Origin of the sequence: Streptomyces sp. CLV115, from assembly GCF_038448545.1 — a bacterium.
Classification (GTDB): Bacteria; Actinomycetota; Actinomycetes; order Streptomycetales; family Streptomycetaceae; genus Streptomyces; species Streptomyces sanglieri.
This window is the reverse complement of sequence record NZ_JBCEWQ010000013.1, coordinates 72,551-99,199: the sequence shown is the minus strand read 5'-3', so window position 1 is coordinate 99,199 and position 26,649 is coordinate 72,551. Positions and strand designations below refer to the sequence as shown.

Here is a 26,649-nt window from a genome sequence, read left to right as displayed (position 1 = left end):
GCTCAGGCCTCGGTCGACTCGGCGGGCGCAGCCGCGTCAGCAGCCTCGTCCGCCTTCTTGTCGGACTTCTTCGCCTTCTGCGTGATGGCCTCGCCCTTGGACTCGTCGCCGCCGTCCTTGGTCAGGGCCTCGAACAGGGCGCGCTTGTCGGCCTTGGGCTCCGGCTGCAGCAGCGGCGCGGGGGCCGGGAGGCCCTTGTGCGCCTGCCAGTCACCGGTGAGCTTCAGGATCGCGAGAACCGGCTCGGTCGGCTGGGCGCCGACGGACAGCCAGTACTGCGCACGCTCCGAGTTGACCTCGATGCGCGAGGGGTTCTGCACCGGGTGGTACAGACCGATCTCCTCGATGGCCCGGCCGTCACGGCGGGTACGGGAGTCGGCGACGACGATGCGGTAGTGAGGCGAACGGATCTTGCCCAGACGCTTCAGCTTGATCTTGACTGCCACGGAAGTGGTGTCTCCTGGTCTATGACGTGGGTGGGCACAACGAAGATGCCACGTGGGGTTGCGGTACTCGGGTGCCCGATGGACGCGTCAGCCGGAGGAGAGAGGGGTCCTGTGCGACTGTCGAGTACAGCTAGCCATTGTGCCACACCGCGCCGGGTCACCCCACCGCGACCACTGCTTCCGGGATACGGAAGGGCTTCCCGCATCCTCCGCAGACGATCGGCGCCTGCGCCAGGACCGACGGGACGACCCGCACATTGCGGCCGCAGTCGCAGACGGCCTTGACGCGGACGCCCCCGCCGGAGGAGCCGTGCCGGGCGGCGGGCCCGCGGAAGGAACGCTTGGTGTCGGCGGCGGTGGCCACCGTGTGCGCCTTGAGGGCGCGCTGCAGCCGCTCGATCGTCGGGCGGTAGCGGCGCTTGGCCTCGGGGTTGAGTGCGACCAGCGAGAAGCCGCTGCTGGGGTGGGGCTCCTCGGCGTGGTCGAGGCCCAGCTCCTCGGCGATCGCGAGGAATCTGCGGTTGTGGTAGCGGCCGGCGCGCGAAGTGTCGCGGACGCCTCGCGCGGCGGCGATGCCGTGGACTGCCTCATGGAGCAGTCGCTCGAAGGAGAGTTCGGCGCCGCAGGCGGACGAGGACTCTCCGATCAGGGACTCGGGCGCGGCTAGATCCGGCAGCTCGGGGTGGTACCGCTGAATGTCGGCCCACGCCTGTGCCAGCTCTGCGGCAAGTACAGGTGGTGTCGTGCTCACGTCGTGACAACGAGCGCGAGTGCCCCGGTGTTCCGATTCCGGGCCATCCCAAATAATTTGCACGTACCAGTCAGTTGCCCTTGCATGCGCCCCGACGAGGGCGGGTGCGCAGATCTGCGGAGAAGCCTCACAGCTCGCACCAAGGTGGTACGTAGCGACGCGTACGCCCGGACGCGCAGGCGGCCACCGTACGCCGAGGGTCCGGGCGGCCGGGGCGGAGCACGGGGCGTCAGTAGGCGCGTGCCACCAGGGCGACATTACCGGGCTCGTCGTCCGCGCCGGGCACCGACCCGTCCCCGGCGACCAGACACCGTACGGACACCCCGTGCTCCGCGAGCCGGGCCTCGCCCGCCGGGCCCAGTGCCGACCAGGCGATGCGCGCCCAGCCGCCCGCGACCGCCGCCTCCACGGCCTCCGCCACCGTTGTCACGTCGCTGGTGGCCGACTCGCGGCGGCTCCGGGACTCCCGCAGCAGCGCCGCCTGGTCCTCCTCCAGGAGGGCCGGGAGCAGCGCGGGCAGGGCCTCGACGGGGACCGGCTCCTTCCCGCCGGGAATGCGCCGGACCAGCGTCGCGGTGCCGCTCGCCAGATCGCGCGGGCCGATCTCGATCCGCACCGGCACCCCCTTCAGCTCCCAGTCGACCGCACGGCGGCCGAACGGGGTGTCGGTGCGGTCGTCGGTCCCGGTCCTGATCCCCGCCGCGCGCAGCCGCTCCGCGACGGTCCGGACCGTGTCCAGGACGGCCGCGTCCTCCTTGACCGCGAGAACGACCGCCTGGACGGGGGCGAGCCGCGGCGGGACGCGGAGCCCGTGGTCGTCGCCGTGGGCCATGATCAGACCGCCGACCATCCGGGTCGAGGAGCCCCAGGAGGTCTGCCGCACGAGCTCCTGCCGCCCGTCCCTGGACAGATAGCGGGTGTGGAACGCCTTGGCGAAATTGGTGCCGAGCTCGTGGCTCGTACCCATCTGGAGGGCCTTGCCGTCCCGCATCATCGCTTCGAGGGTGAGCGTGTTGACGGCCCCGGCGAACCGCTCGGCCGGGGTCTTGCGGCCGAGGACGACATCGATGCCCAGCACGTTGACCATGAAGTCCGCGTAGACCTCGCGGTGGACGTACGCGGCGAAGTCCCGGGCCTCCTCGTCGGTGGCATGGGCGGTGTGGCCCTCCTGCCAGAGGAATTCCGTCGTACGGAGGAAGATCCGCGGGCGCATCTCCCAGCGCACCACGTTGGCCCACTGGTTGATCAGGAGCGGCAGGTCGCGGTAGCTCTGCACCCACTTCGAGAAGTACTCGTTGACGATCGTCTCGGAGGTCGGCCGCACCACCACGGGCTCTTCGAGCTCCTTCCCGCCGCCTCGGGTGACCGTCGCGAGCTCCGGCGCGAAGCCCTCGACGTGCTCGGCCTCGCGTGTCAGGTAAGACTGGGGGATGAGGAGCGGGAAGTAGGCGTTCCGGGCGCCCGCCTGCTTGATACGGGCGTCCATTTCCTGCTGCATCCGCTCCCACAGGCTGTATCCGTACGGCCGGATGACCATGGTGCCGCGCACCGGGCCGTTGTCCGCGAGTTCGGCCTTGTTGATCAGATCCTGGTACCAGCGGGGAAAGTCCTCGGCCTGGGGCGTGAGAACGGGTGCCTTTGCCATGGCGCGCATCGTACGGCGACACCGCCCACCGCACGGGGTGACGGGCCCCGGTGCCACGGGCCTTCCCCACGGACGCGTCACCGCCCCGCGCAACCATTGCCATCGCCCCCCTGGACGCGGACGCGGATGCGCAGTTCTCTGACATACGGGGGGAGCGGGGGCGCAGACAGCGGGGGCACCCACTCGGGCACTACCGATCGGACACGGCCGACCTCTCGGCGGATTGGGGCGCTTTCCATGACACCCACGCTCGTCCGGCACCACAGCCACGCGGAGACGTCCCCCCGGACGGACTCCGGCGACCGTGCCCGGGACTGGGCCGAGATCCAGGAGCGGATGCTTGCACCGCTGTACGAAGCGGTGTACGAGCGGCTCGAAGTGGGATCCGGTACCCGGCTGCTCTCCCTGGGCTGCGGCTCCGGTCTCGCGCTGCTGATCGCGGCCGCCCGGGGCGCGCGCGTCACCGGCGTGGACACCGACCTCGAACGTCTGGCGCTCGCCCGGACCCGGCTGCTGCCCGATCCGGGCAGCGCCGCCGCTCCCCCGGCCGGGCACCCGCGGCTCCTGGAGGGTGATCCGTCCGGGGCCCGGCCGTCCGACGGGATGCCGTACAACCTGATCACCGCGTTCACCCCGATCGGCTGCTCGTCCGACGACGGCGAGGGGCTGGTGGCGGAGCTGCGGTCCGCGGTTCCGCTGGCCGCGCGCGGCAGCACCGTGGTGCTCACCGGCTGGGGTCCGCCGGAGCGCTGTGCGACGGCGCCGGTGCTGCGGGTGGCGGGGCGGCTCTCCGACCGGGACCGGGCCCCCCGCGACGGCGGCTGGCGGCCGTCGGGCCGGGACGACCTGGAGGAGCTGGCCTTCCGGGCCGGGCTGAATCCCGACGGCTCGGGCCGGGTGGCGTGCCCCTTCGGGTACGCGGACCCGGACAGCGCGGTGCGGGGGCTGCTCTCCACCCGGCTCTTCGACGCGGCGGTCCGGGCGACGGACCGTACCCAGGTGGAGAAGGAGGTCGCGCAGGCCCTCCGTCCGCACCGCCGCCGGGACGGCACGGTCTGGATGCCGAACGTCTTCCGCTATCTCGTGTGCACCACCTGAACGGCCGCGGCGGCCGTCACTTCGCCAGCCGGGTGATGCCGGCCGCCCGGTACGCCTCGGCCTCGTCCAGCGTCTCGTTCGCGAGGAGCGCGGCGGAGAGCGAGTCCAGCCGGTCCCGGTTCTCGCGCAGCAGCCGGCAGGCCACCTCGTAGCACTCGTCGACGATCCGCCGCATCTCGCCGTCCACCGCGTCGAGCGTGGCGGGGGCCGCCGACAGTCCGTACGCCTGCTGGGCGTCGCTCGGGATCGCCGTCAGTCTGCCCACCTTGTGGCTCATGCCCCAGCGCCCGACCATGCCGCGGGCCAGGTTGGTGACCTGTTCCAGATCGCTCTCCGCGCCGGTGGTGATCACGCCGAAGACCACCTGTTCGGCCGCCATGCCGCCGAGCGCTCCGACGATGCGGCCGCGCAGGTACTCCTCGGTGTACGCGTACTTGTCGGCGTCCGGCGTCGAGAGCGTGACGCCCAGCGCGCGGCCGCGCGGCACGATGGTGACCTTGCGGACCGGGTCGGCACCCGGCTGGACCATGCCCAGCAGGGCGTGGCCGCTCTCGTGGTACGCGGTCCTGCGGCGTTCCTCGTCGGACATGACCAGTGAGCGTTCGGCGCCGAGCTGGACCTTTTCCAGGGCGTCCGAGAAGTCGGGCTGGGTGACCTCGGACTGCCGGCGCTTGACCGCCAGGAGCGCGGCCTCGTTGGCCAGGTTGGCGAGGTCCGCGCCGGTCATGCCGGGCGTCGTGCCGGCCACCTGCGCCAGGTTCACATCGGGGGCGAGCGGGATCTGCCGGGTGTGGATCTCCAGGATCGCCTCCCGGCCGCTCCGGTCCGGCGGGCTGACCTGCACGATCCGGTCGAAGCGGCCCGGCCGGGTGAGGGCGGGGTCGAGCACGTCGGCGCGGTTGGTGGCGGCGAGCACGACGACGCCCTCCGAACCGGAGAAGCCGTCCATCTCGGTGAGGATCTGGTTGAGGGTCTGCTCGCGCTCGTCGTGGCCGCCCATGCCGGAGCCGCCGCCGCGGGCCCGGCCGATGGTGTCGATCTCGTCGATGAAGACGATGGCGGGGGCTACCTTGCGCGCCTCGGCGAACAGTTCCCGGACCCGGCTCGCGCCGACGCCGACGATCATCTCGATGAACTCGGAGGCCGACGCCGAGAAGAACGGCACCCCGGCCTCACCGGCGACGGCCCGGGCCAGCAGGGTCTTGCCGGTGCCGGGCGGCCCCGCGAGCAGCACCCCGCCGGGCATCCGGGCGCCCATCTTCCGGTACGCCTGCGGGTTCTTCAGGAAGTCCACGACGTCGTTGAGCTCGCCCTCGACCTCGTCGATCCCGGCCACGTCCTTGAAGGTGGTGCGCTTGCCGTCCTCCAGCTCGACGGGCTTGGGCGGGGCCTTGCGGCCGAAGCCGCCCATCCCGCCGCCCATGCCCCTGGACATCCGCCGGGCGATGAACACCCAGAGCACGACGAGCAGCAGCATGGGTGCGAGCGAGATCAGCAGGTTGGCGAGGAAGCTGCGCTGCTGGACGACCGGCTCGGCGGTGACCGTGACGTCGTCCTTGACCAGTTCGGCCCAGAGGTTGTCGTCCGCGAAGGCCGGGCGCTGGGTTTCGAACTTGGTGTACTTGTTGTCGCTCCCCGGGACCTTCGCCTCCTTCTTGAGCTGCCCCTGGATGGCGTCGCCCTTGGAGTAGATCTTGGAGACATTGCCGGCGGTGACCTGCTTGCTGAACTCCGTGTACGCGATCGTCCGCTGCTCCTCCCCGTTGAAGAAGGAGAGCACCAGATTGGCGACCAGATAGACGGCGAGCGCGGTCAGCAGCAGTCCGCCCCAGCCTCCGGGCATCTTCCGGCCGGGCGGTGGGGCACCCTCGGAGCGCCACGGCTGATCGGTCCGGTCGCGGGGCGGTACGGGGTTGGTCACGCGCGCTCCTCTGCCGACTGCCGTTGAGGCGACAGTAAGGGAGGAAAGCGAACAAAGCCCTCCCAGGGCCTGCCCGATGGGCCCTTGGAGGGACGGTGTACGGCAGCCGTGGCGAACCCGGGCCGGCTCGGCCCGGGTTCGTCCGGTCCGGGCTCAGCCCATGAACTTCTTGAACTCGTCCGGCAGCTCGAAGTTCTTGTCGTCCTGCGCGGGCAGACCGAACGCGCCGCCCTGCGCCGCCTGCTCACGACGGGCGGCAGCGGCCTGCTCCTCGGCCTTGCGCTTCATCGGGTTACCGCTCTTGCGCTTGCCCTTGGCCTGCTTGACCTGCTTCTTCTGCCGGCCGGGGCCACCACCCATGCCCGGCATCCCGGGCATCCCCGGCATGCCACCGCCCTGGGCCATCTTCGACATCATCTTGCGCGCGTCGAAGAACCGCTCCACCAGGTTCTTCACCGCGCTGACCTCGACACCGGAACCCTTGGCGATACGGGCCCGGCGCGAGCCGTTGATGATCGTCGGTTCGGCGCGTTCCTTCGGGGTCATCGACTTGATGATCGCGGCGGTGCGGTCCACGTCGCGCTCGTCGATGTTGTTGATCTGGTCCTTGATCTGCCCCATGCCGGGCAGCATGCCGAGCAGCTTGGAGATGGAGCCCATCTTCCTGACCTGCTCCATCTGGGCCAGGAAGTCGTCGAGCGTGAAGTCCTTGCCCTTGCTGGACGCCAGCTTGGAGGCCATTTTGGCGGCCTCTTCCTGGCTGAAGGTCTTCTCCGCCTGCTCGATCAGGGTGAGCAGGTCGCCCATGTCGAGGATGCGGGACGCCATCCGGTCGGGGTGGAAGGCGTCGAACTCGTCGAGCTTCTCACCGTTCGACGCGAACATGATCTGCTTGCCCGTGACATGGGCGATCGACAGCGCCGCACCACCGCGGGCGTCGCCGTCGAGCTTGGAGAGCACCACGCCGTCGAAGCCGACGCCGTCACGGAAGGCCTCGGCGGTGTTGACCGCGTCCTGGCCGATCATCGCGTCGACGACGAAGAGGATCTCGTCGGGGCTGACGGCGTCGCGGATGTCCGCGGCCTGCTGCATCAGCTCCTGGTCGATGCCGAGGCGGCCGGCGGTGTCGACGACGACGACGTCGTACTGCTTGGACCGGGCGAACTCGATCGAGTCCTTGGCGACCTGGACCGGGTCGCCGACGCCGTTGCCCGGTTCGGGCGCGTACACCGCGACACCGGCGCGGTCGGCGACGACGCTGAGCTGGTTGACGGCGTTGGGGCGCTGGAGGTCACAGGCGACGAGCAGCGGGGAGTGGCCCTGGCCCTTGAGCCAGAGGCCGAGCTTTCCGGCGAGGGTGGTCTTACCGGCACCCTGGAGACCGGCGAGCATGATCACGGTGGGCGCGGTCTTGGCGAACCGCAGCCGCCGGGTCTCGCCGCCGAGGATGGAGACGAGCTCCTCGTTGACGATCTTGACGACCTGCTGGGCCGGGTTCAGCGCCTGGGAGACCTCGGCGCCGCGCGCCCGCTCCTTGACGTTGGCGATGAAGGCGCGGACGACCGGCAGCGCGACGTCCGCTTCGAGCAGGGCGATACGGATCTCGCGAGCCGTGGCGTCGATGTCCGCCTCGGACAAGCGGCCCTTGCCCCTGAGGTTCTTGAAAGTCGCGGCAAGGCGGTCGGAGAGAGTATCGAACACGGCGCTCGTCGGTCCTCAGGGTCGGGGGCAAACAGGATTCGGTACCCCAGGGTATCCGGCTCGGCAGAAACGATGACCCCCTGCCCGGCAAATCCCGGGCGCGGGCCACCCGCGCATGGTTCCCGCGTCACGCCCGGAGCGCGGTCTCCACCGCGTCCGCCACCGCGAGCGCCCGCCCCCCGGGCAGCGGCTTCCCGTCGGTGTCCGTGACGTAGAAGGCGTCCACCGCGTTCGCCCCCAGGGTCGACACATGGGCGCTGCGCACCCGTACCCCGCTCCGCTCCAGCGCCCGGCCGATCCGGTGCAGCAGCCCCGGGGCGTCCTGGGCCCGCACCTCGATCACCGTCGCCAGCCGGGAGCCGGCCGCCGCGACGGTCACCCTGGGCGGCGGGGCCTTCGTCCCGCGGCGGCGCGGGTAGGCGGCCTCGCGCTCGGCGAGCCGGGCCCGGATGTCCAGGGAGCCGTCCAGGGCGCGTACGAGGTCGGCGCGGAGCCGGGCGGCCTGCGGCAGGGAGCCGTACTCGGCCGCGACCCGCCAGCTGAGCAGCAGCACGTCCGCGGGGCCGCCCAGCTGGGTGGGCAGTTCCACGGCGCGCAGGTCGGCGGCGCGCACGGTGAGGCGGTGCAGGGCGAGGACGCCCGCCGCCGCGGGCAGCACACCGGGCCGGTCGGGCAGGGCGATGTGCAGTTCGACGCCGACGGGTTCCGGTTCGCCGTCCTCGTCCGGGGCCCCGGCCTGGGCGCGCAGGGCGAGGACCGGGCCGCCGGTGCGCAGGGCCTCGATCGCGAGGCGTTCCTGTTCGGCGCCGGGTGCGGCGGGTTCCGGTTCCTGGGGGGCCCGACCGGCGAGTTCGGCGGCTACACGTCCCACCAGGTCGCCGACCAGGGAGGCGCGCCAGGAGGACCAGGCGGCGGGCCCGGTGGCGAGCGCGTCGGCCTCGGTGAGCGCGTGCAGGAGTTCCAGGGTGGTGGCGGAGCCGACGGCGGTGGCGACGGAGCGGACGGTCGCCGGGTCGTCGAGGTCGCGCCGGGTGGCGGTCTCGACGAGCAGCAGATGGTGGCGTACGAGGGTGGCGATGATGCCCACGTCGTGCTGGTCGAAGCCGATCCGGGCGGCCGTGTCCCGGGCGATGACCTCACCGGCCACGGAGTGGTCGCCGGGCCAGCCCTTGCCGATGTCGTGCAGCAGCGCGGCGACCAGGAGCAGATCGGGGCGGCCGACGCGGCGGGTGAGGGCGCCGGCCCGGACGGCCGCTTCGACGAGGTGACGGTCGACGGTCCAGGTGTGGACGGGGTTGCGCTGGGGGCGGCAGCGGACGCGTTCCCAGTCCGGGAGCAGCCGGGTGATGAGCCCTTCGGCTTCGAGCGCCTCCCAGACGGGGACGGTGGCCTCGCCGGCGCCGAGGAGGGTGACGAGTTCCTCGCGGGCCTCGGCGGGCCAGGGCACCGGCAGCGGCTGCGCGGCGGTGGCGAGCCGGCGTACGACGTGGCGGGAGAGCGGGAGCTCGGACTGGGCGGCCGCGGCGGCGGCACGCAGCGTCAGGACGGGGTCGCGTTCGGGGCGGGCGGTGCGGGCGAGGACCACTTCGCCGTCGGCCTCGACGACGCCCTCGGCGAGCGGGGTCCGTTCGGCGGCCGCCCTGCCGCCGCCGAGGATCGCGCGCAGCCTGGGGCGCACGGACCGGGCGCGCAGGACCCGGTCGACCTCGCGCCAGGTGACGTCGGTGGCGTACGAGACGGTGCGGGCGGCCTCGTAGACCTGGCGGAGCAGGGCGTCCGCGTCGAGGAGTCCGAGGGCGTCCGCGACCTGGTCCTGTTCCTGGAGGGCGAGGCGGTCGGTGGCGCGGCCGGTGGTGAGGTGGAGGGCGTCCCGGGCGTCGGACAGGACGCGGCGGGCGTCGGCGAGCCCTTCGCGGGGGGCGTCGGCGACCCAGGACGCGGCGACGGCGCGCAGTGCGGTGGCGTCCCGCAGTCCGCCGCGCGCCTCCTTGAGGTCGGGTTCGAGGAGGAACTGCAGCTCGCCCTGGCGTTCGGCGCGTTCGCGGCAGAGTTCGTGGAGTGCGGGCAGGCGCTTGGGGGCCTGGTTGCGCCAGTCGGCGAGGATCGCGGTGCGCATCGCGGCGACGAGCCCGAGGTCCCCGGCGACGGGCCGGGCGTCGAGCAGTCCGAGCTGGACCTTGAGGTCCTCGGCCGCGGTCCTGCGCGCCTCGGCGGGGCTGCGCACCGAGTGGTCGAGGGCGAGGCCGAGGTCCCAGACGGGGTACCAGACCCGGTCGGCGAGGGCGGCGACGGACGCGGGGTCGGTGTTCCCGTCGTGCAGGAGCAGCAGGTCGAGATCGCTGCGCGGGGAGAGCTCCCCGCGTCCGTAGCCGCCGACGGCGACGAGGGCGGCGCCGTGGACGCCGGTCTCCTCGGCCGCGGTGGTGAACAGCGCGGTGAGCCAGCCGTCGGTGAGCGAGGCGAGGGCCGCACGGCGCGCCGGCCCGGACCGCGCCTCCTCCTGGAGAAGGCGCAGCCGGGCCGCCGCGTAGCCGCCGGGTTCCGGGTCTGTGGATCCGGTGGTGGTCTCGGTGCTCGTCACCCGGCTGCCTTTCGTTTCGGGACCATCGGTGTTCCGGGACCGTCGGCCTTCGGGACCGCGGGTCTTCGGAGCCATCGGTGCTTCGGGACCGTCGGGTCTTCGGAACCGCAGATCTGCGGAACCGCAGATCTCGGGACCAGGAGGTCAGAGCGCGTCCGGCCCGCGTTCGCCCGTGCGTACCCGGACCGCGGTCTCGACCGGCACGCTCCAGACCTTGCCGTCACCGATCTTGCCGGTGCGGGCGGCCTTCACGACGACGTCGATGAGCTGTTCGGAGTCCTCGTCCTCGACCAGGACCTCGATCCGGATCTTGGGCACGAGGTCGACGGTGTACTCGGCGCCCCGGTAGACCTCGGTGTGGCCGCGCTGGCGTCCGTATCCGCTGGCCTCGGTGACCGTGAGGCCCTGGACGCCGAAGGCCTGGAGGGCCTCCTTGATCTCGTCCAGCCGGTGTGGCTTCACGACCGCGGTGATGAGCTTCATGCGTCCACCCTCTTCGTCTTCGCTGCTGCCGAGCCGCCCGGTGCGGGGCTCGTGGTGCGCGGGGCCGTGCCGCCGCCCGCTCCGCTGAAGTCGTACGCCGTCTCGGCGTGTTCGACCTGGTCGATGCCGGAGATCTCGTCGTCCTCGGGAACCCGCATCCCGATCGTCCGGTCCAGCAGGAAGGCCAGGATCGCGGAGACGACCAGAGAGTACGCGAGGACGGCGAGGACGCCGACGGCCTGCTTGCCGAGCTGTTCGAGGCCGCCGCCGTAGAAGAGGCCCTTGGCGTCGGACTGGACGCCGCCGGTGGCGAAGAGGCCGACGAGGAGGGAGCCGGCGATGCCGCCGACGAGATGGACGCCGACCACGTCCAGGGAGTCGTCGTAGCCGAAGCGGTACTTCAGCCCGACGGCCATGGCGCAGAGCACACCGGCGATCGCGCCGACCGCGATGGCGCCGAGCGGGCTGACCGCGCCACCCGACGGAGTGATGGCGACGAGCCCGGCGACCGCGCCGGAGGCGGCGCCGAGGGTGGTGAAGGAGCCGTGGCGGAGCTTCTCGTAGCCGAGCCAGGCGAGCATCGCGGCGGCGGTGGCGACCTGGGTGTTGACGAACATCACCGCGCCGACACCGTCGTCGTTGCCGAGCCACGAGCCGGCGTTGAAGCCGAACCAGCCGAACCAGAGCAGCCCGGCGCCGAGCATGACCAGCGGCAGGCTGTGCGGCCGCATCGGGTCCTTCTTGAAGCCGACGCGCCTACCGATGACGAGGATCACTCCGAGTGCCGCCGCACCCGCGTTGATGTGGACGGCCGTGCCGCCCGCGAAGTCGATGACGCCCATCTCGAACAGCCAGCCGCCCGCGCCCCAGACCCAGTGGGCGACGGGGAAGTAGACGACGGTGACCCAGAGCGTGATGAACAGGGCCCACGAGGTGAATTTGACCCGGTCGGCGAGGGCGCCGCTGATCAGGGCCGGGGTGAGCACGGCGAACATCAGCTGGAACACGGCGAACACGTAGACCGGGATCGTGTAGCCGTCCCAGAGCTGGGTGACGCCGATCCCGCTGAGCCCGAGGTAGTCCGAGCTCCAGCCGACGACGGAGCCCAGGTCGGTGCCGAAGGCGAGGCTGAACCCGAAGAGCACCCACAGGACGGTGACGATCCCGAGGCTGATGAAACTCATCATCAGCATGTTGAGGGTGCTCTTGACCCGGACCATGCCTCCGTAGAAGAAGGCCAGGGCCGGGGTCATCAGCATCACCAGGGCGGAGCAGATCAGCATGAACCCGGTGTTGGCGGCAGACAGTGTCGGGGTGTCTGCGGCAAGCGTCGTGATGCCTGGGGGCATCGGCGTCTCCTCGTCGTCGGTGCGGCCGCGTGCGGGCGACAAGAGCGGCACCACGTGCGGGACCACTGGGGAAAAGGTGCGGGCCGGTTATGGGCTAGAGACTCGCCCGGTGCGGTTTCCGCCGATGCCGCACGGTGTTTCACCGTGGTGACGAAGAGGTCCGGTGTGTTACGTCGCCATGAACCGGCGGTGGCGGGACCGGCGTCGGGCCCGTCCCGCAGCGGGGGCCGCATACGGTGCGGTTACGACTCTCCCGCACGGGCACGGCAACGCGAACCGGCCACGCCGACCACCCGCTGACCTGGCAATCGGGGGAGCCGAAGTCGGTCTGTGCGGGGCGGTCGCCGTGGCCGGGGCCGGGGTGCTGCTCAGACCGCTTCGGCGGTCTCCGGCAGCTGCTCGGTGAGGAGGTCGGTGAGCTCGGCGACATCGGGGATGTCCCCGAAGTCCCTGGCGGCGGTGTCGACGGTCTTGCGGAGCCGGGTGTTAACGCGCTCGGAGCGGATCTTCCTGGCGACGCGCAGGGCCTTCTGGGCCAGCACCGTGGACTGTTCGGGCTCGCGCTTGAGGAGGTGGACGGTGGCGAGACCGATCAGGTTGAGCGCGTAGGAGCGCTGGTGCTCGTCGTCGTCGCCGAAGAGCTGGACGGCCTTCTCCATCAGGGGCTCGGCGAGCGAGGCGTACGTGGGGCTGCGGCCCGCCACATAGGCGAGATCGCGGTAGGAGTGGGAGTTCTCGCCGTTGAGCTCGGCCTCCGAGAAGAAGCGGATCCAGTCGGGCTCGGGCTCGCCGTCGATGCCCACGTCGAGGAAGGTGTCCTCGGCCATCCGGACGGCTCGTTTGCACTTGCTGGGCTGGCCCATGTTGGCGTACGCGCGGGCCTCCATCGCATACAGCATGGCCTGGGTGCGCGGGGTGGCGCAGTCCCGGCTGCCGTACTGCGCGAGGTGGATCAGTTCGAGGGCGTCGTCGGGCCGTCCGAGGTGGATCATCTGACGGCTCATGCTGGACAGGACGTACGAGCCCAGCGGTTTGTCACCGGCCTCCTTGGAGGCGTGCAGCGCGAGGACGAAGTACTTCTGCGCGGTGGGCTGGAGGCCGACGTCGTAGCTCATCCAGCCGGCCAGCTCGGCCAGCTCGGCGGCGCACCGGAAGAGCCGCTTGGCGGTGGCCTCCGGCTGCGGTTCCTGGAGCAGGTCGGTGACCTCGTGGAGCTGTCCGACGACGGCCTTGCGGCGCAGTCCGCCCCCGCACTGCGCGTCCCACTGGCGGAACATCGCGGTGGTGGACTCCAGCAGATCGAGCTCGGGGCCGGAGAGTCTGGAGGGGCGGCGGGCCGTCGCCGGGTCCGGCTCGGCGGGGCCGGCGGCGGAGACGGGGACCAGCCAGCGCTGCATGGGCTCGATGAGCGAGGGTCCGGCGGCCAGGGCGAGCGAGGAGCCGAGGAATCCCCGGCGGGCGAGCATCAGGTCGCTGCGGGAGAACTCGCTGAGCAGGGCGACGGTCTGCGGGCCCGCCCAGGGCAGGTCGACGCCGGACACGGACGGCGACTGGTGCGCGGAGCGCAGTCCGAGGTCCTCGATGGCGACGACCGAGCCGAACCGCTCCGAGAAGAGCTCGGAGAGGATGCGCGGGATCGGCTCGCGCGGCTGCTCGCCGTCGAGCCAGCGCCGCACCCGGGAGGTGTCGGTGCTGATGTGGTGGGCGCCCATCTGCCGCGCCCGGCGGTTGACCTGGCGGGCCAGCTCGCCCTTCGACCAGCCGCTTCGCACGAACCATGAGCTCAATTGCCCGTTGGGGCGCTTGCCGGCATTCGAATCGCCTGCGCCGCTGCCACTCACTGGAACGCCCCCATCCGCCGAATACCTGTCGCGCGAACCATTACCAGAATGCCCTGAGCCGATGCCGCCCATGCGGAGGTCGCGCACCATCAAACGTGAAATCGGGTTGCCTCCGGCATACCCACGGGCGCACATACTTCCATGGTTCGTGTACCGACGGTAATCCTACGATCACCCCCCGGGCGAGGGCGCTTACAGAAACGCCACCATTCGCCACCCCTTCGAATGAACGCCACCCCTGTCGGACGCGATTCACTTGACACACGGCGATCCACAAGGGGCGCAGCGATGCGCAACGGGGCGCGCGAAAAAAGGCGCACAACCCCGAATACCACCGGCGCACTCCGGATCACCGACGGCGACGGGGCGTCACGACTCCAGTCCGCGTCGTAACCACCGGCGAGTCGGACCCGTTGGAGGGGGCATGGGCTTCACGATCGGCGGCATCCGCGAGATGCGCACCGGCTCACGGCGCCGCGGCCGTGCGGCCGAGTACACGGCGGTGGCCGAGTGCACGGGACTGTGGGGCTGGGCCGTCGCGCCGGGTGCCCGGGCAGCGGCCGGGCGCTGCTCCTGCGGGCAGCCGGGCTGCCCCTCCCCCGGCGCCCATCCGCTGGACTTCGCCCCCGAGGTCCCCGCCGGCGCCACGCTCGACGCGGCCGCCGACGCCTGGGCCCGGACACCGGGCGCCTCGATGCTGCTGCCGGTCGGGCGCACCTTCGACGTCCTCGATGTCGCCGAGGCGGCCGGGCGCCGGGCCCTGGTGCGGATGGAGCGGATGGGGCTGCCGCTCGGCCCGGTCGCGGTGACCCCGGGCGGGCGGGCGCAGTTCTTCGTGGCCCCGGGCGCCGCCGCCGAGCTCCCGCAACTGCTGTACCGGATGGGCTGGGACGACGCGGGGCTGGACCTGCGGGCGATGGGGCCCGGCTGCCACATCACCGCCCCGCCGTCCGACGAGGGCGGTCTGGGCCCGGTCCGGTGGCTGCGCCCGCCGGAGCTGGACACGGCGACCGCGCCGCCGCAGGCCCGGCTGCTGCTGGGCACGCTGGCGTACAGCTGCCATCGCGCACCGCTCTGCGGCTGATCCCGCTGCCGGACAAGCGGGCCGGGCCCGGCCCCAACCCCTGGGACACCCCCTGACGCCGAGGAGCCCGGCCGCTGCTGTGCAGCACGGCCGGGCTCCTCGTGTACGGCGTACGGGGGTCAGTCCCCGATCAGGGCGTCCACGAACGCCTCCGGCTCGAACGGGGCCAGGTCGTCCGGTCCCTCGCCGAGACCGACGAGCTTCACCGGCACGCCCAGCTCGCGCTGGACGGCGACGACGATGCCGCCCTTGGCGGTGCCGTCCAGCTTGGTGAGCACGATGCCGGTGATGTCCACGACCTCGGCGAACACCCGGGCCTGCACCAGGCCGTTCTGCCCGGTGGTGGCGTCGAGGACGAGCAGCACCTCGTCGAGCGGACCGTGCTTCTCGACGACCCGCTTGACCTTGCCGAGCTCGTCCATCAGCCCGGTCTTCGTGTGCAGCCGTCCGGCGGTGTCGATGAGGACCACATCGGCGCCCTCGGCGATGCCCTCCTTCACCGCGTCGAAGGCGATCGAGGCGGGGTCGCCGCCCTCGGGCCCGCGTACGGTGCGGGCACCGACGCGCTCGCCCCACGTCTGGAGCTGGTCGGCGGCGGCCGCCCGGAAGGTGTCGGCCGCGCCGAGCACGACGCTGCGGCCGTCGGCGACGAGCACCCGGGCCAGCTTGCCGGTGGTGGTGGTCTTGCCGGTTCCGTTGACGCCGACGACCATCACGACGCCGGGGGTGTCGAGGCCGCTCTCCGTCTTGACCGCGCGGTCGAAGTCGGTGCCGAGCAGATTGAGGAGCTCCTCGCGCAGCAGCGCGCGCAGCCCCTCGGGGGTACGGGTGCCGAGCACGCGGACGCGCTCGCGGAGCCGCTCCACCAGTTCCTGGGTGGGCGCGACGCCGACGTCGGCGGTGAGGAGGGTGTCCTCGATCTCCTCCCAGGTGTCCTCGTCGAGGTTGTCGCGGGACAGGAGCGTGAGCAGCCCCTTGCCGAGGGAGTTCTGCGAGCGGGCGAGCCGGGCGCGCAGCCGTACCAGACGGCCGGCGGTGGGCTCGGGCACTTCGAGGGCTGGGGCGGCCGGCGCCTCCGCCTCGACGGCCTCGGGGACCTCCTCGGCGGGGGCCTCGGGAGGGCCGACCTCCTCGATGGTGCGGCGCGGTTCCTCGCGCGGCGTCTCGGCTTCCTCGCCGACATGGGGCTCGGCGGGAGGAGTGATGGTCGGCGTGCTCGACGGTGCCGGGGGCAGCTGCTTCTTCTTGCGGCTGCTGACCACGAGCCCGCTGATCACGCCGACCGCGACCAGGGCGATGACTACAGCAAGGATGACGAATTCCATAACCCACCCAGTATCAGTCACGTCCGCCCGCGGGGGCCGTCCCGAAGGAACCGCCGAGTTTCCCCCCGGCCGTTATGCACCTTTTGGCGGTAAAGGTACGATCCTGCCTGTGGAGACCCGCGGTCTTGATCCCGTCCCCGACAACGAACGCACCGGCCGGGTCCGGACCCTCTTCCCCACCTGGGTCGGCGCGAACCTGACCGTGCTCCTGCTCACCGTCGGCGCCGGGCTCATCGTCTTCAACGGGCTCAATCTCTGGCAGGTGCTCGCGGTCGCGCTCACGGCCTCGGTGATCGGCTTCGGGCTGGTCGGCGTGGTCTCGATCGCGGGCAGACGGGGCGGGGCTCCCGGCATGGCGCTCTCCCGGGCCGTCTTCGGCCAGCGCGGCAATCTGCTGCCCGGTGCGCTGACCTGGGTCGCCCGCTGGGGCTGGGAGACCGTGAACGCGGTCACCGGCACCTACGCGGTGCTCGCCGTGCTGGATCTGCTCCTCGGCGTCACGGGCAGCGACCGGCTGACCCTGGTGACACTGCTCGCCTTCGTGGGCTCCAGCTGCCTGGTGTCGGGACTGGGCCTGGGTGCGCTGCGGGTGTGCTGCACCTGGTCGGCGTACCTCTTCGGTGGCGTCAGCGTGCTCGTACTGGTCCATCTGATCGGCGCGACCGACTGGCGGGAGGTACTGGGCCGGCCGGCCGGACCGGTGACGATGATGATCGCCGGGGTCGGCACCCTGGCGGCGGGCGGTCTCAGCTGGGCCCCGTCCGGCCCCGACTTCGCCCGCTATCTGCCGCACACGGCGTCCGGCCGGGCGATGATCGGGGCGACCGTGGGCGGCGCCGGGATCGTGTACGTACCGATGGTGCTGATGGGGGCCGTGATGGCGGTCGCCGAGCCGGGTCTGGCCGTCACCCGCGACCCGGTCGCGTTCATCGGCCCACTGCTGCCCGGCTGGCTCTCGGTGCCGTATCTCCTGTTCGCCGTGGTCGGCATGGTGCTGATCAACGCGATGTCGCTGTACTCGGCCGGATTCACCGCGCAGACGCTGGGATTCACGATTCCCCGCACCTGGGCGGTCGGCGTGAACGCCGCCATCAGCCTGCTCCTGGGCGCGACCCTGATGCTCACGGCCACGGGCTTCCTGGACTCCTTCGTCTCCTTCCTGACGCTGCTCGCCGTGACGTTCTCCGCATGGATCGGGGTCTTCGGCGTGGATCTGCTGCGGGGCCGTACGTACGATCCCGCGGCACTCCTGGACACCACGCCGGCCGGCGCCTACTGGTACACCGGGGGCTTCGCCGTGCCGGCCGTGGCCGCATGGGCGACGGGGCTGGTGACGGGCCTGCTCTTCACCGGCGTGCGGTGGTTCCAGGGGCCGCTCGCCACCACCTGGATCGGGCGCCAGGGGCTGGGCTGGGCGGCCACCATCACCGTCTCCGCCACCCTGTACGCGGTCCTGCCGCGCCACGCCGGACGGGCCGGGCGCGAACGCGACGGACCGGACGGCGGCACACCCCTACACTTCTGACGCTGCGTCAGCTACTGTCCCGCCTCGCCGTGCCCGCCGACGATGGGGACAAGTCTCATGGCCTTCACTGTGGTCCGGTTCAATCTGGTCGATCCCGATGCCACCCCCGAGTCGCTCTCGGCCCGCTACCGCGCCGCGCTGGAGATGGCCGCGTACGCCGACGAGCACGCCGTCGACACCGTGCAGACCGAGGAGCACCACGGTGCCGCCAACTCCTGGCTGCCCTCGCCCTTCGTCTTCGCCGGTTCGGTCTTCGGCGCCACCCGCCGGATCGCGGTCACCGTCTCGGCGATCATCGGCCCGCTGCACGACCCGCTGCGGCTGGCCGAGGACATCGCGGTACTGGACCTGCTCGGCGCCGGCCGGCTGGTCACGGTGGCGGGGATCGGCTACCGGCCCGAGGAGTACGAACGGGCGGGGGTCGAATGGGGCAGGCGCGGCAGGCTCCAGGACGAGCTGCTGGAGACGCTGCTGCTGGCCTGGACCGGCGAGCCCTTCCCGTACCGGGGCCGTACGGTCAGGGTCACGCCGCGTCCGTACACCCGGCCGCATCCGCTGCTGCTGGTGGGCGGCAGTTCGCGGGCGGCGGCTCGGCGGGCGGCCCGGCTCGGACTGCCGTTCTTCCCGAGCGCGCATCTGCCGGAGATCGAGGCGTACTACCAGGAGCTGCGCGCCGGGTTCGGGACAGACGGCTTCTGCATGATGCCCGCCGCCGAGACACCGCTGCTGCATGTGTCCGAGGACCCGGACCGGACCTGGGCCGAGTACGGCGAGTACTTCCTGCACGAGGCGCGTACGTATGCCTCCTGGCAGTCCAAGGACATCCGCTCCGCCGTGCGTTCGTCGGCGACGACGGTGACGGAGCTGCGGGCCGAGGGGGTCTACCGGGTCGTCACGCCCGACGAGTGCGCCGCGTCGGCCGCGGAGCTGGACAGCCTGGTGCTGCATCCGCTGTGCGGCGGGATGCCGGTCGAGGAGGGGTGGCGCAGTCTGCGGCTGTTCTGCGACGCGATCGCGCGCTGACCCCGGACGGCAGGGCCCGGGGTCAGCCCATCTCCTCCAGCGCCTTGCCCTTGGTCTCCTTCACGAACTTGAGCACGAAGGGGATCGAGAGCGTGGCGAAGCAGGCGTAGATGATGTACGTGCCCGACAGGTTCCAGTCGGCCAGGCTCGGGAAGCTCGCGGTGATCGCCCAGTTGGCGATCCACTGCGCGGACGCGGCGACGCCCAGCGCGGCGGCGCGGATCTTGTTGGGGAACATCTCGCCGAGGAAGACCCAGACGACGACACCCCACGACAGGGCGAAGAAGAGCACGAACACATGGGCCGCGATCAGCGCCACCGCGCCCTGGGGGCTGGGCAGTTTGCCGTCTACCAGATCGGCGGAGAAGGCCCAGGCCTCGCAGGCCAGGGCGACGGCCATGCCGGTGGAGCCCGCCAGCGCGAGCGGCCTGCGGCCCACCCGGTCCACCAGCACCATCGCGATGACCGTACCGATGATGTTGATGATGGAGGTGGTGAACGAGTAGAAGAACGAGTCGGTCGGATCGATGCCGACGGACTGCCAGAGTGTCGCCGAGTAGTAGAACGCCACGTTGATGCCGACGAGTTGCTGGAAGACCGAGAGACCGATGCCGACCCAGACGATCGGCAGGAAGCCGAAGCGGCTGCCGAGCAGGTCCGTGAACCTGGACTTGTGCTCGCGGTGCATGGCGGTCTCGATCTCGTTCACCCGGGCGTCGAGGTCGACGTTCTTGCCCTCGACCTCCTCCAGGATCTTCCGGGCCCGGTCCTTCTTGCCGACCGAGATCAGGAACCGCGGGGACTCGGGGATCGCGAGGGACAGCAGCCCGTACAGCAGGGCCGGGACGACCATGACGCCGAGCATCCACTGCCAGGCTTCCAGCCCGCCGATCCTGCCGCGCTGGTCACCGTCGGCCAGTTGCAGAATGCCGTAGTTGACCAGCTGGGAGATGGCGATGCCGACGACGATCGCCGCCTGCTGGAAGGAGCCGAGCCGGCCCCGGTAGGCGGGCGGCGAGACCTCCGCGATGTACGCCGGGCCGATCACCGAGGCCATGCCGATGGCGAAGCCGCCGATGATGCGCCACATCGCCAGGTCCCAGAGGGCGAACGGGAGCGCGGAGCCGACGGCGCTGATGCTGAAGAGCACGGACGCGATCTGCATGCAGCGGATCCGGCCGATGCGGTCGGCGATGCGCCCCGCGGTGGCCGCACCGATCGCACAGCCGATCAGGGCGATGGCGATGACCTGGGCGAGTGTTCCCGAGCCGATGTCGTAGCGGCTGCGGATCGCCTCGACGGCGCCGTTGATGACGGAGCTGTCGTAGCCGAACAGGAAGCCGCCCATCGCAGCGGCCGCGGTGATGAAGATGACATGGCCGAGGTGGTCCGGATGGGCCGCTCGGGCTCCGGACGCCGGTCCCTGCGAGGTGCTGGTCACATGAACTCCTGATGCCTGGCCGCGTCGTCAGGTGGGGACGGACCCTTCCAAGTGGCACACAACTTCCCGGCTGCCACCACTTGAGTGGACCGGCCCGGGGAGCACTCGGTGAGCAGGGCTCAGCGCAGCCGCTGGCTGATCACCTTCGAGACGCCGTCGCCCTGCATCGAGACGCCGTACAGCGCGTCGGCGACCTCCATCGTCCGCTTCTGGTGCGTGATCACGATGAGCTGCGAGCTCTCCTGGAGCTCCTCCATGATCCGGATCAGCCGCTGGAGGTTGGTGTCGTCGAGCGCCGCCTCGACCTCGTCCATCACATAGAACGGGCTCGGCCGGGCCTTGAAGATGGAGACCAGCAACGCCACCGCCGTGAGCGAGCGCTCGCCGCCGGACAGCAGCGAGAGGCGCTTGACCTTCTTGCCGGGCGGCCTCGCCTCGACGTCCACACCGGTGGCGAGCATGTTGTCCGGGTCGGTCAGGACGAGCCGGCCCTCGCCGCCCGGGAAGAGCCGTGAGAAGACGCCCTCGAACTCGCGGGCCGTGTCCCGGTACGCCTCCGTGAACACCTGCTCGACCCGCTCGTCGACCTCCTTGATGACCTGTATCAGATCGGCCCGGGTCTTCTTGAGGTCTTCGAGCTGCTCGGAGAGGAACTTGTGCCGGTCCTCCAGCGCCGAGAACTCCTCAAGGGCGAGCGGATTCACCTTCCCGAGTTGCTGGTACGCCCGTTCGGCCGACTTCAGCCGCTTCTCCTGCTCGGCCCGGTCGAACGGCTTCGGCCGGTTGCGCGGATGCTCCGGGTCCTGCGGCAGTTCCTCCCCCTCGGCGGCGGGCGACGGCGGTACGAGCTGGTCGGGGCCGTACTCGGCGGCCAGCCCGGCCGGCTCGACGCCCAGCTCCTCCAGCGCCTTCGCCTCCAGTTGCTCTATCCGCAGCCGCTTCTCGGCGCCGAGCACCTCGCCGCGGTGGACGGAGTCGGTGAGCTTGTCCAGCTCGCCCTTGAGGTCGCGGCCCCGGCCGCGCTCGGCCGCCAGCTCCCGCTCCCGCTCCGCCTTGGCCGCCTCGGCCACGAGGCGCTCCTGCCCGGCCCGTACGACGGACACCTCGACGTGCGCGAGCAGCTGACGGGCGCCGGACTCGACGGCGGAGGCGACGGCCGCCTCGTGCCGCAGCCGGGCCCGGCGCCGCTCGGCGCGGGCACGGGCCTCCCGCTCGGCGCGGGCGCTCCGGTCGAGGGAGTCGGCACGGCCGGCCAGCGCCTTGACCCGCTCCTCGTGGGTACGTGCCTGGAGACGGGCCTCCATCTCGGTCTGGCGGGCGTTGGCACCGTCGGCGGCGAGCCGGTCCCGTACGGAGGTGTCCGGCTCCTCCTCTACCGGCATCTCCTCGGCGACGAGCAGCCGCTCGGCCAGCTCCTCGGCCTCCTCCGTCGCCCGCTCCAGCGCCTCCTGGGCACGGGCGGCCGACGCGGTCATCCGCTCGGCCTCGCCCGCCGCACCACGGGCCTGCCCGGCCAGCCGCCCCAGCTGCTGGGACACCCCGGACTTCTCCCGCTCGGCGGCCCGGCGCCGCTCCCCCAGCTCCTCGACCAGCGCGGCACCGGCCCGGCGCCGCTCCCCCGCGATCCGCTGCGCCTCGGTCAGTTCGGCGCACCGCACGGCCAGTTCCTCCAGCTGGGCCGCCGCCTCGTCGACCGAGGCCTGCACTTCGAGCAGGCTCGGCGCCCCGGCGGAACCGCCGTGCGCGAAGTGCGCCGAGAGGATGTCCCCCTCGGCCGTCACGGCCGTCAGTTCCGGGTGTACGGCGACGAGGTCCTCGGCGTCCTCCAGGGTGCCGACCACCACCATGTCCCGCACCAGCCTGCGCACGGCGCCCATCAGTTCGACGGGCCCTCGGACAAGGTCGGCCACGGCGGGCGCCCCGCCCACGGCAACGGTCGCGACCTGAGCTCCGAGGGGTGCCCCGTCCACCCCACCGGGCCCCTGCACCTGCCCAGGCACATGCACAACAGCAGCCCCACCGGAACCGCCAAAACCACCGGCACCGCCGACAGCGCCGGCGCCAGAACCACTGGCACCATCAGGACCACCGGCACCGCCAGCACCACCGCCGGCGCCAGAGCCGGCGCCAGAACCACCAGCACCGCCAAGACCACCGGCACCACCCGCAGCACTGGTACCACCGGAGTCGTCCGCACCGCCGACACCGCCGACACCGCAGGCACCACCAAATTCGCCGGCACCACCGACCCCAGCCGCCCCACCAGCGTCGCCGTCACCAGGGGCACCCCCCTGATCAGGGACCCCGGCGCGCACCCCGCCCAGCAGCAGCGCGGCCCGCCCCGCGTCCTGCTTGCGCAGCAGCCGGATCGCTTCCGCCGCCGTGGCCGGGTCCGTCACCGCGACCGCGTCCGCCGCCGCGCCCAGCGCCGCCGCCACCGCCACCTCGTGCCCCGGCGTCACCGTCAGGAGCTCCGCCGCCGGACCGAGCAGCCCCGACAGCCGGTCCTGCGCCCCCAGCAGCGCGCCCGTGCCGTCCTTGCGGCGCAGGCCGAGGGCCAGCGCCTCGTGGCGGGCGGCCACCGCCGCCCGCTTCCGTTCCGCGGCGGTGGCCGCCTCCCGGGCCGCGGAGTGCGCCGCCTCCGCCTCGGCGAGTGCCTGCCTGGCGGCGTCGTGCTGCTCACCGAGCTCCTGATCACCGGCGTCCAGGCCCTCGACCTCGGCCTTGAGCTGCTCGTACTCCTCCTGGGCGGCGACCGCCCGCTCCTGCGCCTCGTCCCGGGAGGCGGCCAGCCGGTCGATCTCGGCCTGGGCCGAACCGGCGCGGCTGCGGGCCGCGTTGACCTGGCCGGTCAACCGGGCGAGTCCCTCTCGGCGGTCCGCGATGGCGCGGGCGGCGTCCTTGAGCCTGCGTTCCTCGGCCGCCAACTCCCGTTCCAGCTCGGCGCGGTGGGCCGCGGTGTCCTCCAGCGCGTGTTCCGCCGCCTCCAGCGCGGCCGTCAGCTCCGCCTCCTGTTCGCGGATCCGGGCCGCCTCCCGCTCCATGTCCTCGGGGTCGCGCCCGCGCCGTTCCTCCTCCACAGGGGCCGAGGCGCTCTTCACCCGGGCGCCTGCCAGCGAGATCGTGCCGCGCACCCGCTCGGCCAGCTGGGACAGCTCGTGCCAGGTCTGCTGGGCCCGCTGGAGCCGCGGCGTCAGCCGCCGTACCTCGCCCTCCAGCTCCGCCTCACGGGCCAGGGCCGCCCCGAGTTCCGCCTCCGCGGCCTCCCGGCGCTGCTTGAGCGCCGCCTCGTCGGCGATCTCGCTGCGCAGCGCCGTGCGCAGCCGCACCAGGTCGTCGGCGAGCAGCCGCAGCTTGGCATCGCGCAGATCGGCCTGGATGACGGCGGCCCGGCGCGCCACGGCGGCCTGCCGGCCGAGCGGTTTCAGCTGCCGCCGCAGTTCGTCGGTGAGGTCCTGTACGCGGGCGAGGTTGGCGCCCATCGCGTCCAGCTTCCGCAGCGCCTTCTCCTTGCGCTTGCGGTGCTTGAGCACACCCGCGGCTTCCTCGATGAAGGCGCGGCGGCCCATCGGGTCGGCGTGGAGCACGGAGTCCAGCTGGCCCTGGCCGACGATGACGTGCATCTCGCGGCCGATGCCGGAGTCCGAGAGGAGTTCCTGGATGTCCAGGAGCCGGCAGGTGTCGCCATTGATCTGGTACTCGCTGCCGCCATTGCGGAACATGATCCGAGTGATCGTCACTTCGGCGTACTCGATGGGCAGTGCGCCGTCGGAATTGTCGATGGTCAGCGACACTTCGGCCCTGCCGAGCGGCGGACGCCCGGTGGTGCCGGCGAAGATGACGTCCTCCATCTTCCCGCCGCGCAGGGATTTGGCGCCCTGTTCCCCCATGACCCAGGAGAGCGCGTCCACCACATTGGACTTGCCGGACCCATTGGGGCCGACGACACAGGTGATGCCGGGTTCGAACCGCAGCGTCGTGGCGGAGGCGAACGATTTGAAACCACGCAGGGTCAGGGCCTTGAGGTGCACGCCGCCGGACTCTACCTTTCGCTCTCGGTTTCGCTGATGAAGGTGCAGGGCACATCAGACGGTAAGGGAAGGGGTGTACGCCGGGGGCGGGTCCCGCACAGCTTCCGCGGAAATGGGATCCGGAAGATCCGGGGATCCGAACGGGAAAAGAAAGAAGGGACGCCGAAGCGCCCCTTGGTAAATCTTGTGCGGTGTTACGCCCGGGCCCTGTCGGGCCTGAGCGGTGATACCTGCGTATTGCTGGTGCAGCTGCGCATGACGGATCAAGGACATGTCACGAAGGTGACAGATCAAGAGCAGTGATCTTCAATGATCCGGCGACGATCCGGGTGATGATCTCGGACGGCTGACGCGTGTGGCCCGACCGGCCCCTGGGGGCCATCGGTCAGGTCAGCGCCGGCTCCGCCTGAGGTACGTCGATGTCGATGCTGTCGAGCAGCGACTCTTGGTGCTGGGCGGCGGCGTTCAGCGCGTCGTTCTCGTCCTGAATCCGTACGAGCTCGGATTCCAGGTCCTGGACGCGCTGCTGGAGCCGTCGCATCTCGGCGAGGAGTCGCGGGTCGGAACCGCCGACGTAACCGAGAAGCGCCTTTGCCATGATGGATGGTCCTCCACACTGAGTGACCGACCGATGCGGTGTGGGTCGTGAGGGAATCGCACCCGCGGTGCTCGGCAGTGCTCTGTAGTCACTGCTGTTCTGCTGCCAAACAGCTCTGCCAAACAGCTAAGGTGCGCGGGGATTTCAGCGTCTCACCAAAAAGTTTGACGGTCAACACGATCACACCCTGTAGAGGCAGGCAGCCCGGGGGCGCGCGGCTCGGCGATCATGCGGCGCGACTCTCCTGCGGGGGCCCTGCCGGGCGTGGAGATCATCCTTACTGCCGCAGCCTGGCACGGTATCCGAATCTTGGCAACCACCCGGACATTCCGCAGGTCATTTCATGTGTACGCAGATGAGCGCCCCGCTTGGTAACCGCTTGCCGCACTTCGAACACGGTCCGAACACGACCGGCTTCGCACCCCCGGAACGGACTCGGATCAGCGGATCGCGAAGCCCTCGTAACCGCCGCGCGGGGTGTCCCATATCTCAGTGACTCCGTCCACGCGGCCGGGTGTGTCGTCCGAGCGCAGCCAATCCAGCAGCCGGTGGCAATTCTCGCTCCGCCCCTCGGCCACGACCTGCACCCGGCCGTCGTCGAGATTCAGGGCGAAGCCGGTGAGACCACCGATCTCCAGGGCGTTCGCCCTGGTGAACCAGCGGAATCCGACCTGCTGCACTCGGCCGCGCACCCATGCGGTGAGTCGTACGTCTTCGTTCATGCCCGAACGCTAACCGCCCGATTGCCCTCCGGGCACGTCCCGCCGCGGGGCCATGGCGTACAGTCCCGACGCAATGGGCTCACTCGAACGGGTGACACGCGTTGGCGCCGGAAGCGGCGTCCAGATCGTCGGAAGGGCTCGGTAGATGGGACGCCATCGACGCTCCGCCACAACCGCCGCCGCCGAGGAGCAGGCGGGGGGTGCGGAACACAGGCGGGGCGGGCACCGCAGGAAGCGGTCCACCGCTCCGGTCCGTACCGGGCTGGTGGGCGTCTCCGCGGCCCTGGCCGTGGGAGCCGCGGCGATGAGCTCCGGCCCGCTGTCCGGCGGCGACACCTACACCGTGGGCGGTGGCGGCTCCGACCGGGTGCGCACCGAGGGCTCCCCGGATCTGCTGGGCCAGGGCGGCTCCTCCGCCGCCCCGGCAGACCGCGGCACCGCGTCCGACCCGGCCGGCCGTGGCGCCGGCCGGACCGGGGGCCCGGCCACGTCCCGGTCCCCCACCGGATCCCCGTCTTCCGCTTCCTCCTCGAAGGCGTCCGCGCCGACCGAGCGGACGGAACCTTCCCGGTCCGCGTCGTCGAAGGCCCCTTCGGCCGACACCGGGAAGAGCAGCGCTCCCGCCGCCGAGAAGTCGTCGGCCGCGCCGAAGACCTCCGCTCCCGCGGCCCGCAGCGCCGCGGCCCCGGCCGACTCCGCCGCCCAGTCCGCGGTGCTCGCCCTGGTCAACCAGGAGCGCGCGAAGGTCGGCTGCAGCCCGCTGACCGCCAGTTCCTCGCTCGCCTCGCTCGCCCAGGACTTCAGCGAGGACATGGCCGCCCGCGGCTTCTTCGACCACACCGACCCCGACGGCCGCAGCCCGTGGGACCGCGCCTCCAAGGCCGGCATACCGGGCCTCGCCGGCGAGAACATAGCCCGCGGCCAGGCGAACGCCCAGGCCGTGATGGAGTCCTGGATGAACAGCGACGGCCACCGGGCGAACATCCTGAACTGCGACTACAAGACCCTCGGCGTCGGTGTGCACCGCGGCCCCGGCGGCCCCTGGTGGACCCAGGACTTCGGCTTTTGAGATTTCCGCAGGTCA

Annotated in this window: 19 protein-coding genes; 5 read left to right on the top strand and 14 right to left on the bottom strand. The window is 71.7% G+C overall.

The window, feature by feature from the left end; genetic code table 11:
* Positions 1 to 2 precede the first annotated feature (2 nt).
* The 3 genes from rpsP to proS form a co-directional block, all read right to left on the bottom strand.
* On the bottom strand, positions 3 to 446 hold the full coding sequence (gene rpsP, locus AADR41_RS07685; RefSeq protein ID WP_072487234.1) for a 30S ribosomal protein S16: 444 nt from the start codon (positions 444 to 446) through the stop codon (positions 3 to 5).
* Between the two features lie 157 nt (positions 447 to 603).
* Positions 604 to 1,197 carry a hypothetical protein gene (locus AADR41_RS07680; RefSeq protein ID WP_124716133.1) on the bottom strand — a complete coding sequence of 198 codons (594 nt, stop codon included), beginning with the start codon at positions 1,195 to 1,197 and terminating at the stop codon, positions 604 to 606.
* A 229-nt stretch (positions 1,198 to 1,426) separates the two neighbouring features.
* The gene (proS, locus tag AADR41_RS07675; protein ID WP_342280604.1) at positions 1,427 to 2,842 is read right to left on the bottom strand and encodes a proline--tRNA ligase; all 1,416 of its coding nucleotides are present in this window, start codon (positions 2,840 to 2,842) and stop codon (positions 1,427 to 1,429) included.
* Between the two features lie 237 nt (positions 2,843 to 3,079).
* On the opposite strand from proS, the gene AADR41_RS07670 reads away from it, so the two are divergent.
* The gene (locus AADR41_RS07670) at positions 3,080 to 3,940 is read left to right on the top strand and encodes a class I SAM-dependent methyltransferase (RefSeq protein ID WP_342280603.1); all 861 of its coding nucleotides are present in this window, start codon (positions 3,080 to 3,082) and stop codon (positions 3,938 to 3,940) included.
* Between the two features lie 16 nt (positions 3,941 to 3,956).
* Here the strand turns inward: AADR41_RS07670 and ftsH are convergent, their stop codons facing one another.
* From ftsH to nsdA, 6 genes are all read right to left on the bottom strand, one after another.
* The gene (ftsH, locus tag AADR41_RS07665; RefSeq protein WP_342280602.1) at positions 3,957 to 5,861 is read right to left on the bottom strand and encodes an ATP-dependent zinc metalloprotease FtsH; all 1,905 of its coding nucleotides are present in this window, start codon (positions 5,859 to 5,861) and stop codon (positions 3,957 to 3,959) included.
* A gap of 153 nt (positions 5,862 to 6,014) precedes the next feature.
* The gene (gene ffh, locus AADR41_RS07660; protein WP_342280601.1) at positions 6,015 to 7,562 is read right to left on the bottom strand and encodes a signal recognition particle protein; all 1,548 of its coding nucleotides are present in this window, start codon (positions 7,560 to 7,562) and stop codon (positions 6,015 to 6,017) included.
* A 127-nt stretch (positions 7,563 to 7,689) separates the two neighbouring features.
* Positions 7,690 to 10,143: a [protein-PII] uridylyltransferase gene (locus AADR41_RS07655; protein WP_342280600.1), complete on the bottom strand. Its 2,454-nt coding sequence runs from the start codon at positions 10,141 to 10,143 to the stop codon at positions 7,690 to 7,692.
* A 144-nt stretch (positions 10,144 to 10,287) separates the two neighbouring features.
* Entirely contained in the window at positions 10,288 to 10,626 is a 339-nt protein-coding gene (locus AADR41_RS07650) for a P-II family nitrogen regulator (protein WP_266924282.1), read from the bottom strand.
* Positions 10,623 to 11,975, bottom strand: coding sequence for an ammonium transporter (locus AADR41_RS07645; protein ID WP_342280599.1), 1,353 nt, complete (start codon positions 11,973 to 11,975; stop codon positions 10,623 to 10,625). The genes AADR41_RS07650 and AADR41_RS07645 overlap by 4 nt, the downstream gene beginning before the upstream one ends.
* Positions 11,976 to 12,343: 368 nt before the next feature.
* Positions 12,344 to 13,816: a transcriptional repressor NsdA gene (gene nsdA / locus AADR41_RS07640; protein WP_342280598.1), complete on the bottom strand. Its 1,473-nt coding sequence runs from the start codon at positions 13,814 to 13,816 to the stop codon at positions 12,344 to 12,346.
* A gap of 424 nt (positions 13,817 to 14,240) precedes the next feature.
* Between nsdA and AADR41_RS07635 the strand changes: the two genes are divergently transcribed.
* Complete coding sequence (locus AADR41_RS07635; RefSeq protein ID WP_342280597.1) at positions 14,241 to 14,900, top strand: bifunctional DNA primase/polymerase; 660 nt, start codon at positions 14,241 to 14,243, stop codon at positions 14,898 to 14,900.
* A 119-nt stretch (positions 14,901 to 15,019) separates the two neighbouring features.
* Here AADR41_RS07635 and ftsY read toward each other — a convergent pair whose 3' ends face one another.
* Positions 15,020 to 16,225 carry a signal recognition particle-docking protein FtsY gene (ftsY, locus tag AADR41_RS07630; RefSeq protein WP_342280596.1) on the bottom strand — a complete coding sequence of 402 codons (1,206 nt, stop codon included), beginning with the start codon at positions 16,223 to 16,225 and terminating at the stop codon, positions 15,020 to 15,022.
* Between the two features lie 109 nt (positions 16,226 to 16,334).
* On the opposite strand from ftsY, the gene AADR41_RS07625 reads away from it, so the two are divergent.
* Both AADR41_RS07625 and AADR41_RS07620 read left to right on the top strand, forming a co-directional pair.
* The gene (locus tag AADR41_RS07625) at positions 16,335 to 17,750 is read left to right on the top strand and encodes a purine-cytosine permease family protein (protein ID WP_342280595.1); all 1,416 of its coding nucleotides are present in this window, start codon (positions 16,335 to 16,337) and stop codon (positions 17,748 to 17,750) included.
* 57 nt (positions 17,751 to 17,807) lie between these two features.
* On the top strand, positions 17,808 to 18,773 hold the full coding sequence (locus AADR41_RS07620; RefSeq protein WP_342280594.1) for an LLM class flavin-dependent oxidoreductase: 966 nt from the start codon (positions 17,808 to 17,810) through the stop codon (positions 18,771 to 18,773).
* Positions 18,774 to 18,795: 22 nt separating this feature from the next.
* Here AADR41_RS07620 and AADR41_RS07615 read toward each other — a convergent pair whose 3' ends face one another.
* From AADR41_RS07615 to AADR41_RS07600, 4 genes are all read right to left on the bottom strand, one after another.
* On the bottom strand, positions 18,796 to 20,214 hold the full coding sequence (locus AADR41_RS07615) for a sugar porter family MFS transporter (RefSeq protein WP_342280593.1): 1,419 nt from the start codon (positions 20,212 to 20,214) through the stop codon (positions 18,796 to 18,798).
* Between the two features lie 119 nt (positions 20,215 to 20,333).
* Positions 20,334 to 24,245: an AAA family ATPase gene (locus AADR41_RS07610; protein ID WP_342280592.1), complete on the bottom strand. Its 3,912-nt coding sequence runs from the start codon at positions 24,243 to 24,245 to the stop codon at positions 20,334 to 20,336.
* A gap of 385 nt (positions 24,246 to 24,630) precedes the next feature.
* Positions 24,631 to 24,843, bottom strand: a complete 213-nt coding sequence (locus tag AADR41_RS07605; RefSeq protein WP_018551753.1) for a hypothetical protein — start codon at positions 24,841 to 24,843, stop codon at positions 24,631 to 24,633.
* A gap of 440 nt (positions 24,844 to 25,283) precedes the next feature.
* Positions 25,284 to 25,565 carry an acylphosphatase gene (locus AADR41_RS07600; protein WP_342280591.1) on the bottom strand — a complete coding sequence of 94 codons (282 nt, stop codon included), beginning with the start codon at positions 25,563 to 25,565 and terminating at the stop codon, positions 25,284 to 25,286.
* Between the two features lie 145 nt (positions 25,566 to 25,710).
* Between AADR41_RS07600 and AADR41_RS07595 the strand changes: the two genes are divergently transcribed.
* The gene (locus AADR41_RS07595) at positions 25,711 to 26,634 is read left to right on the top strand and encodes a CAP domain-containing protein (RefSeq protein ID WP_342280590.1); all 924 of its coding nucleotides are present in this window, start codon (positions 25,711 to 25,713) and stop codon (positions 26,632 to 26,634) included.
* Positions 26,635 to 26,649: the final 15 nt, after the last annotated feature.